Annotated in this window: 1 pseudogene; it reads left to right on the top strand. The window is 40.1% G+C overall.

The annotated features are described in order from the left end of the window. A pseudogene (locus ASJ81_RS13130) lies at window positions 1-1,203 on the top strand (oligosaccharyl transferase, archaeosortase A system-associated); the annotation flags it as partial.

Below are 1,203 nucleotides of genomic sequence, written 5' to 3'. Positions count from 1 at the left end.
TGGCTTTGATTTCGGCTAAGGAAAGAAAGCTGCGTTTTGAAGATGTGTTTAATAAAAAGTTCAGTGTTTTGAAAGAGCCTTTTATATACTCGGTTTTGGCTGGTGTAATGTATTCAGCATACCAGCTTTGTTGGCCAGGAGGATCGCTTTTCTTATTGATCGTTCTTGTTTATGCAATACTTCAGTATATTCTGGACAATTTCCGGAATGAATCAAGCGACTACCTTGGATTTACAGGTGTAGTCACCTGTCTGGTAAGTACAATACTTATCCTTCCATTTGTCCATCCGGATATGGGCTTTTCTATGTATTATTACTCATGGTTCCACGTTATCACATCCCTTGGAACAATGGCCGGCTTTGCGGCTTTGAGTCTCATAGAAAGGGAATTCAAAATAAGGAAAATAAATGCTTACTACTACCCTCTGCTGATTCTTGGAGCAGGAATTCTCGGACTTATAATTACCAAAATCGCATCGCCATCCCTTTATTCTCTAATTATAAATGCTCCGAGTACTGTTTTTGGGATTCAACAGGGAGGACCTTCTACAATTGGTGAAGCTACTTCTATATTCTACCAGAACGGCGTCTTTACCCTGTATAAAGCTTTTTCAAATTTCACCCCTATAGGATTTCTAGCTTCTATACTCGGGATGTTTGTTCTGGCTGCAAACCTGTTCAGAAGACCAAAGCCCCACGAATTACTTGTTCTTGTCTGGAGCTTCTTTATTCTCCTTGCAATTTATGGCCAGAATCGTTTTGCATATTACTATTCAATAAACGTTTCAATCCTGAGTGCCTACCTTGGAGGTCTGCTGCTTGACAAAGTTAAATGGAACGACCTTGACCAGAAGTTCAAAAGTAATGTAAAGTCACTTTCAGATGTCCCAGGTGCATTGAAACTTGTCAAAATACAGCAAATTTTTGCAGTCCTGTTTATATTGATATTTCTGATTTATCCCGTATATGGATCTGCAATGCTATATTCAAATACGATAAAGTCAACTGGCTCAAACGAACCCAATGAACCGTGGATGGAAGCTTGTGACTGGCTACGTTCAAATACTCCTGATCCGGGAATGAACTACAATGCCATTTACGAAGCTCCGATAAACGGAGAAATGTTCCAGTATCCAGATACGGCATATGGTGTTATGTCATGGTGGGACTACGGGCACTATATAGAGACAATAGGCAACAGGA

This window comes from Methanosarcina spelaei, assembly GCF_002287235.1.
Lineage (GTDB): Archaea > Halobacteriota > Methanosarcinia > Methanosarcinales > Methanosarcinaceae > Methanosarcina > Methanosarcina spelaei.
The sequence above is the reverse complement of the archived record's forward strand: the minus strand, read 5'-3'. Positions and strand labels throughout refer to the sequence as shown.